We start from the raw sequence: 7,664 nt of genomic DNA, 5'->3' as shown, positions 1-7,664 counted from the left end.
CCGCGTCCGCCCTTTCCGGGGGCTGACCGGGATCAGGTCCGGCCGTTCAGGCCAGATCGATCACGCCAGCTCGATCACGCCAGGTCGAACGGCAGCTTGCGCACGGGCTTGCCCGTGAGCTGCGCCACGGCGTTGGCGAAGGCCGGTGCCAGCGGCGGCAGGCCGGGCTCGCCCATGCCCGTCGGCGGCTCGGCGCTGGGCACGACGTGGACGGCGATCTCGGGCATGTCGGTGATGCGCGGCACGGCGAAGTCGCCGAAGTTGCTCTGCTCCACCACGCCGTCCTTGAGCGTGATCGCCGCGCCGGGCAGGCACATGGACAGGCCCATCAGCGCTGCGCCCTGCACCTGCGCCTCGATGGTGCGCGGGTTCACGGCCAGGTTGCAGTGCACGCCGGCCGTGGCCTTGTGCAGCACCGGGCGGCCGTCCTTGACCGAGGCCTCCACCACATAGGCCACCACCGTGTCGAAGGACTCGTGCACGGCCACGCCCCAGGCGCGGCCCGCGCGCAGCTGGCGCTTGCCGTAGCCGCTCTTGTCCACGGCCAGCTGCAGGGCCAGGCGATGGCGCGGGTGCTTGTCGCCGAACATCTGCATGCGGTAGGCCACGGGGTCCTGGCGGCTGCTGCGCGCGATCTCGTCGATCAGCGTTTCCATGACGAAGGCCGTGTGGGTCGATCCCACGCTGCGCCACCACAGCACGGGCACGTTGACCTTGGGGTGGTGCACGGTCAGGCGCATGGGCAGCGGATAGGGCTCGCGCATGCCCTCCACGGCCGTGGCGTCGATGCCGTTCTTGATCATGCCGCCCTCGAACATGGTGCCCGCCGTGATGGACTGGCCCACGATGGCGTGGTCCCAGGCCAGCACCTTACCGCGTTCGTCGAAGCCGATCCTGGCGCGGTGCAGGTGCATGGGGCGGTAGTAGCCGCCCTTGATGTCGTCCTCGCGGCTCCAGACCATGCGCACGGGGGCGCTCAGGCCGGCGCGGCGCGCGGCCAGCGCCACCTGGCAGGCCTCGACCACATAGTCGCTGGTGCCCACGCCCCGGCGGCCAAAGCCGCCGCCGGCCATCTGCACGTGCACGCGCACCTGCTCGGGCTTGAGGCCCAGCACGCGCGCGGCGGCCATGCCGTCCACGCCCGCGAACTGCGTGCCCAGGTAGAGGTCGGCACCTGCCTCGCCGGTCTCGCCCATCTGCACCGTGCAGTTGAGCGGCTCCATGGGCGCATGGGCCAGGTAGGGGAAGCTGAACTCGGCTTCGATATGGCGCGGCGCCTTGTCCAGCGCCGAGATATCGGCGTCGAAGTGGCGCGCGCCGGGCTGCGCGGCCAGCTCGCGGTACTGGGCCAGCTGGCGTTCGCTGTCCACCTTCTCCACGGCGTCGGTGTTCCATTGCGCCTTCAGCGCCTCGCGGCCCTTGCGCGCAGGCCAGTAGCCGGTGGCGATCACGGCCACGCCTTCGCCGCCGCCGTCCACGGGCACGCGCAGCACGGCCTTGACGCCGGGCACGGCACGCGCCGCAGCGTCGTCCAGCGAGGCCAGCTGTGCCTTGAACACGGGCGGGTGTGCAATCACCGCCGTCAGCTGGCCCGGCAGGTGCATGTCGATGCCGAAGCTCTGCTGGCCGCTGCTCTTGGCCCGGGCGTCGATGCGGCCCGTGGGCTTGCCGATCAGGCGGAAGTCCTTGGGATTCTTCAGCACGACGGTGGCCGGCACGGGCTGGGCCATGGCGGCCTGGGCCAGCTCGCCATACGACAGCTTCTTGCCATTGGGGCCGAGCACGAAGCCCTCGCGCGTGCGCAGCGTGGCGGCGTCCACCTTCCACTGCGCGGCGGCGGCGGCCACCAGCATGGCGCGCGCACGGGCGCCCAGCTCGCGGTACTGGGTGTAGCTGTGCTTGAGGGCGGTGGAGCCGCCCGTCATCTGGATGCCGTAGCGCGGATCGGCATAGGCCGCATCGTTGCCGCCCAGGCGGGCGCGGACCTTGCTCCAGTCGGCGTCCAGCTCCTCGGCCAGCACCAGGGGCAGGGCGGTGTGCACGCCCTGGCCGAATTCCAGGCGGTTGATGGCCACGGTGACTTCGCCATTGGGCGAGATCTCCACGAAGGAGGCGGGCTGCTCGGTGGGCTTGAGGCCGGCGGCCTCGCCCTTGCCCGGCGCCTGCGCCATGGCGGGAAACACGCCCAGGGCCAGCGAACCGGCACCGGCGATCTTGAGGAAGCTGCGGCGGGGGATCTGTGCAAGGGTAGGCGCGTCGGCGATGGCGGCAGTGGCCTCGTCACGGTCCAGGATGTGCTGCAGGGCGCGCGGCAGTTCGGCGGGGTTGAAGGTGGTCAGCATGCGGCGTTCTCCGTTCAGCCCAGGGTGCGCGCGGCATCGGCCACGGCCGTGCGGATGCGTGCATAGGTTCCACAGCGGCAGATGTTGCCGGCCATGGCCGCGTCTATCTCCTCGCCGCTGGGCTTCTTGCCCTTGGGCAGCGACTTGAGGAAGGCCGTGGCGCTCATGATCTGCCCGCTCTGGCAGTAGCCGCACTGGGCCACGTCGTGGCGCACCCAGGCATCGCGCACGGCGGTGCCCACGCGGTCGGAGCCCGAGGTCATGGCCTCGATGGTGGTGATCTTCTGGCCCGCGGCCGCCGAGATCGGCGTCACGCAGGAACGTATGGCCTGGCCATTCATGTGCACCGTGCAGGCGCCGCACAGCGCCGCGCCGCAGCCGAACTTGGTGCCGGTCATCTCCAGCGTGTCGCGCAGGGCCCACAGAATGGGCGTCTCGGGGTCCAGGTCCATGGAAACGGTCTTGCCGTTGATGGTGAGATCGGTCATCGCAGTCTCTCCTTGTTGTGGGTCAGTCAGGCAGGGGTGGGGTCCCCGCAGTAGTGTCGTGCGCAGCTGCGGCCCATGGAAGCCGGGCGCCGTCGAGGCGCGAATATAGAAAGAGGCCTTGCTTGCAACTAGTCCTGATTTGATTGATGCATTGGCAAGTGCAAGTTGCGAATGGGGCGGAGCGGTTGAGTTTCTGAAGTGTTTGGTACTGACGTTGTATATACTTTGTTGGTATCTTCACAGGAGTGGATCATGCCCAAGGAAGCCGTTTTCACCATGAAACTGGAAGCCGAGCTGCGCGAAGACTTCATGGCCGAAGCCGCAGGCGAGGACCGGCCCGCATCTCAGGTCATGCGGGAGTTGATGCGCGGCTACATTGAGCAGCGCCGCAAGGCCCGCGAATATGACGGCTATCTTCAGCGCAAGGTCGAGGAGGGACGTGCCTCCATGCGCGCTGGACTTGGCCGCTCGAATGAGGAAGTCGAGGCCGAGTTCGCTGCCCGGCGCCGTCAGGTTGCGGCAGACCGTGCGTGAAAGTCATCTGGACGCCGCAGGCGCAGCAGGATCGCGCCGATATCTGGGACTACATCGCAGCTGACAATCCTCGCGCAGCCTTGCGCATGGACCTGCTTTTCAGCGACGCAGCGGCCCGGTTGGCCGCGTATCCCAAGATGGGCAAAACGGGCAGGATTGCCGGCACGCGCGAGCTGATTCCCCATGGAAGCTACCGCCTTGTCTATGAGATCAATGGCACGACGGTCTGGGTGCTGGCTCTGGTGCACACCGCGCGCCAGTGGCCGCCAGCGCGGTGACGATAACTGCATGCCAGGCCGGGATGGCCCTGATCAATGCACAACTCAATGCACAAACCCACCCTTGATGAACCGCACGGGCTCGGCGTCCATGCGTGCAATCAGCGCGCTCAGGCCATCGGCCACTGCGCCAGCGCCGGAGGTGGCCTCGGCCACCGTGTCCGTGCGGCAGACCAGGTCGTCCTCCGACCAGCCCTGGGCGCCCGGACGCGATAGCGCGCGCAGCCAGCCGCTGCGGTCGCCCAGCCATTGCATGCCCTGCAGCTGCTCCGAGCCGCTGAGCAGGGCCATGGCCTGCCAGGCGCGCGGGTCGTTGACGGTGCAGTCCAGGGCGCTGGCGGCGCGGTTGCCGCCATCGGGTGACAGCTGCAGGCTGACCAGGCGCGGGTCTTCCTGCACCGGGCCGCTGCCTGCCACCACCCTCAGCCGCTGCTGGCGGCTTTGCCAGGTGCTCAGGCGGCGTGCGGGCTGGCCTGCGCACTGCACGGCCATGTCGGGAAGTCCCACGGGATAGGGCCAGCTGCCGGCGATCTGCAGCATCTGGCCTGCGGCGCGAGCCTTCATGAAGTCGATCAGGGCCCAGGCGTCGTCGCTGGACAGCCGGTCGGCCTGGCCGTGTGCCCGTGCGCCGTCGCCAGACTCCACGGGGCGGCGGTCATGAAGGATGGCCCAGAGCAATTCCCCATCTGCGCGGCGCCACAGCAGCGGGCTGGTGAAGTTGGGGGGCCAGACCGGCTGGCTGGCGGCCAGCGGGCCGTGGCCCCGGCCATCGGCACCGTGGCAGGCCGTGCAGTGCTGGGCATAGACCGCGCTGCCGCGCGCAATGCTCTCCACGCTGAAGCCCGTGGGCGAGGCATGGAAGCTGGTGGCATGCGCGGGCACCAGGATCAGGTCGGCACGCGGCCAGGGGGCCAGCAGCAGGGCGAGCGCGGCCAGCGCGGTCAGCACCAGGGCCGGCAGGCGGATGCGGCGCAGCACCAGGACCAGCGCCAGGGCCAGCACCAGCAAAACGATGGCGGTGACCACGGCCGCCAGCGACCACAGCAGGCCCCGGGCCTGGCCCAGGTCGATCACCAGGTTTTCGCCGGACAGGCGCAGGGCCCAGGGCCAGGCGGGCTGCCCATCCACCGTGCCGGCCAGGCCCAGGCCGTGCAGCAGCTGCAGCAGGCCGACCTGGGCCTGCTGCATGGCGCCGATCAAGGGGTTGAGCCAGTCGGGGGAGTCGCTGCGTTGCATCGGAGGCGGGCGCTACCAGGTCTTGTCCAGGCCCAGGTGGCGCAGGGCCTCGTGGCGCAGCTCGGACAGGCGGGCGTGGCCGCGCTGGCGCGGGTAGGGCAGGTCCACATCGATCTCGGCCACGATGCGGGCGGGCCGCTGGCTGAAGACCAGCACGCGGTGGGCCAGGAAGAGGGCCTCTTCCACATCGTGGGTGACCAGCAGCACGGAAAAGCCTGCGCGCTGCCAGATCTTGAGGATCTCGCTTTGCATGGCCAGCCGTGTCAGCGAGTCGAGCTTGCCCAGCGGCTCGTCCAGGATCAGCAGGCGCGGGTCGTTGACCAGGGCGCGCGCCAGGGCCGCGCGCTGGGCCATGCCGCCCGACAGCTGGTGGGGATGGCTGTCCGCGAAATCCTCCAGTCCCACCAGGCGCAGGGCCTCGTCGATGCGGTGGGACTGGCTGTCCAGCAGGCCGCGTGCCTGCAGGCCCAGGGCCACGTTGCCGCGCACCGTGCGCCAGGGAAACAGCGTGGGGTCCTGGAAGACGACGATGCGTGAGGGATCGGGCTCGGTGATGGCCGTGCCGTCCTGCGCCACGGCGCCGGCCGTGGGCGCGTCCAGCCCGGCCACCAGGCGCAGCAGCGTGGACTTGCCGCAGCCGCTGGGGCCCAGCAGGGCGACGAACTCGCCGGGCCGCACCTGCAGGCTGACCTCGTCGAGCACCTGCAGCGCGCCCTGCCCCTGGCCGAACCAGTGGCTGACGGCCTGCACATCGATGGCCGCGCCGGCTAGGGCCGCCCCGGCGATGGCGGGCGTGGCTGCGGCGTTGGCGGCGTGTTCTGCGGCAATCACCATTTGACGGTTCCCTTCTGCCACGACAGCGTGCGGTCGCGCACGGTGAACAGCAGCGTGATCAGGCCCGAGCACAGCACGGCCATGACCAGCAGCGCCGTGTACATGTTGGCGTAGGCTGCCCAGCCCTGGGCCCACTGCAGATACCAGCCCAGGCCGGCCTTGACGCCCATCATCTCGGCCGTGATCAGCACCGAGAACGAGGCGCCCAGCCCCATGAACAGGCCCACGAAGACCTGGGGCAGGGCGGCCGGGATGGCCACGCGCAGCACCAGGAACCAGGGCGATGCGCCCAGCGTGCGCGCCACGTCGTAGTAGCTCTTGCTGACCGATGCCACGCCCGACCAGGTCAGCACGGCCACCGGGAAGAACGTGGCCAGCGCCACCAGGAACACGGCTGCCGAGTAGCTCGACGGCGCGAAGAAAAAGGCCAGCGGCAGCAGGGCCGAGGCCGGCACCGGCCCCAGGAAGCGCAGCAGCGGATGCACCCAGTAGCCCGCGATGCGCGACCAGCCTATCCACACGCCCGTGAGAAACCCGATCACCGCGCCGAACATGATGCCGTTGAGCAGCAGCCGCAGCGAATACAGCGTGGACAGGCCCAGGCGCTGCCAGTCCTCATGGACCACGTCGATCAGGCTTTGCGGCGGTGCGAAGAACGGCGGCGGCAGCGCGCCGAGCTTGGCCGTCAGCGTCTCCCACAGCGCCAGCAGCAGCGGCGCGGCCACCAGCCAGGCACCGGCCGGGCGCAGCCAGCGGTCGATGCGCCGTACGCGCCGTGCGCCTCGTACAGGCAGCACGGCCGATGCCAGCAGCAACAGGGCCACGGCCAGGGCGGCAATGCCGAATTCCTGCGTGAATGCCCATTCGCTGAAGCCGATCTCCTTGTTGGGCCACAGCAGGGTCAGCATGCCCAGGCCGGCCCAGGCGGCGGCGGCCAGCAGGCCGGTGCGCCAGGGGCCTGCCTTGCGCGAGTCCTGCGCCTGTTCCCGTTCCAGGCCGGGTGCAGCATCCGTGGCGCCCAGGCGCCAGCGTGGTCTTGCGGTGCTCATGCGAGGACGTCCAGCGTGATGTGGCTGGCAAAGCGGCCAGGGTCGGTCTGCTTCTTGAGCACGCCGGCCGTGCGGAAGTCGGCCGCAAAGGCCTGGACCTCGTCGCGCAGCGGCTTGCCGTGCGGATGGTGCTTGAAGGTCAGCTCGGCCAGCAGGCGCTGCAGGTCCTCGACGGGCACCTTGGGCGAGTACTTGGCAAAGATCTTCGCCGTTTCGTTGGGGTTCTCGGCGATGTAGTCCGAGGCCTGGGTGAGCGCGCGCACCACGCTGGCCGCTGCGGGCTTGTTGGCCCGGGCGAACTTTGCGCCTGCGCCGATCACGCAGCAAATGCTTTCGGCGTATTCGTTCTTGGCGCTGTTGCCCAGTTCGAGGAAGGTGCCGGGGTTGCGTTTCTCGATCAGGTAGAGATTGGGGTCGCCGTCGGCAATGGCCTGGATCTCGCCCTTCTTGGCGGCCACATCCAGCAGGTCGGCCGGGTAGACGCGCCATTCGATGTCCTTGTCCACATCCAGGCCGCGCTTGGCCAGGTGGATGGAATAGAACTGCTTGGCCGGGCTGTTGAGATCGGCCACGCCGATGGTCTTGCCCTTGAGCGTGCTGGGGTCCAGCGTGACGCCGGCCGACTTCAGGCCCACCAGGCGCAGGCAGCCGCCGTGCACGCTGCCGATGAGCTTGACATCCAGCCCCGCCTCCAGCGGCTTGATCCAGCGATGGATCAGGCCCGCGCCCGCATCGGCCTTGCCCGTGGCCAGCGCCTCCAGCAACTGGTCGGCTGAGCCGCCCCAGTTCAGCAGTTCCACGTCCAGGCCGTTGCGCTCGAAAAAGCCGCGCTCCAGCGCCACGGGAATGGGCGAATGGCAGAAGCTGGCCTGGCTCCAGGCAAAGGTGATCTTCTGGACGCGG

General features: G+C 69.5%; 8 protein-coding genes. 2 read left to right on the top strand and 6 right to left on the bottom strand.

What is annotated here, in order from left to right; all coding sequences use genetic code 11:
• Positions 1–74 precede the first annotated feature (74 nt).
• Together L995_RS28700 and L995_RS28695 are read right to left on the bottom strand one after the other, a co-directional pair.
• Positions 75–2,342 (bottom strand): xanthine dehydrogenase family protein molybdopterin-binding subunit, encoded by a 2,268-nt coding sequence (locus L995_RS28700; protein ID WP_047474783.1) that lies wholly within the window; start codon positions 2,340–2,342, stop codon positions 75–77.
• A 14-nt stretch (positions 2,343–2,356) separates the two neighbouring features.
• Positions 2,357–2,830, bottom strand: a complete 474-nt coding sequence (locus L995_RS28695; RefSeq protein ID WP_012207419.1) for a (2Fe-2S)-binding protein — start codon at positions 2,828–2,830, stop codon at positions 2,357–2,359.
• Positions 2,831–3,082: 252 nt separating this feature from the next.
• Here L995_RS28695 and L995_RS28690 point away from each other — a divergent pair, with 252 nt between their 5' ends.
• A complete protein-coding gene (locus tag L995_RS28690) occupies positions 3,083–3,364 on the top strand; it encodes a hypothetical protein (RefSeq protein WP_016445493.1) in 282 nt (93 codons plus the stop codon).
• Positions 3,361–3,642 carry a type II toxin-antitoxin system RelE/ParE family toxin gene (locus L995_RS28685; RefSeq protein WP_034364513.1) on the top strand — a complete coding sequence of 94 codons (282 nt, stop codon included), beginning with the start codon at positions 3,361–3,363 and terminating at the stop codon, positions 3,640–3,642. Before L995_RS28690 ends, L995_RS28685 begins: the two co-directional genes overlap by 4 nt.
• 45 nt (positions 3,643–3,687) lie before the next feature.
• On the opposite strand, the gene L995_RS28680 is transcribed toward L995_RS28685, so the two are convergent.
• From L995_RS28680 to L995_RS28665, 4 genes are all read right to left on the bottom strand, one after another.
• Complete coding sequence (locus L995_RS28680) at positions 3,688–4,878, bottom strand: c-type cytochrome (protein WP_016450922.1); 1,191 nt, start codon at positions 4,876–4,878, stop codon at positions 3,688–3,690.
• Between the two features lie 12 nt (positions 4,879–4,890).
• Positions 4,891–5,712: an ABC transporter ATP-binding protein gene (locus L995_RS28675; RefSeq protein ID WP_047474782.1), complete on the bottom strand. Its 822-nt coding sequence runs from the start codon at positions 5,710–5,712 to the stop codon at positions 4,891–4,893.
• Complete coding sequence (locus tag L995_RS28670) at positions 5,706–6,761, bottom strand: ABC transporter permease (protein WP_047474781.1); 1,056 nt, start codon at positions 6,759–6,761, stop codon at positions 5,706–5,708. Before L995_RS28670 ends, L995_RS28675 begins: the two co-directional genes overlap by 7 nt.
• Positions 6,758–7,664 (bottom strand): ABC transporter substrate-binding protein (locus L995_RS28665; RefSeq protein ID WP_047474780.1); only part of this gene is annotated, 907 nt, incomplete at its 5' end. The genes L995_RS28670 and L995_RS28665, both read right to left, overlap by 4 nt.

This window comes from Delftia sp. ZNC0008, assembly GCF_000799035.1.
GTDB lineage: Bacteria > Pseudomonadota > Gammaproteobacteria > Burkholderiales > Burkholderiaceae_C > Comamonas > Comamonas tsuruhatensis.
Note: the sequence above shows the minus strand (reverse complement) of the source record. Positions and strands in the feature narration are given on the sequence as shown.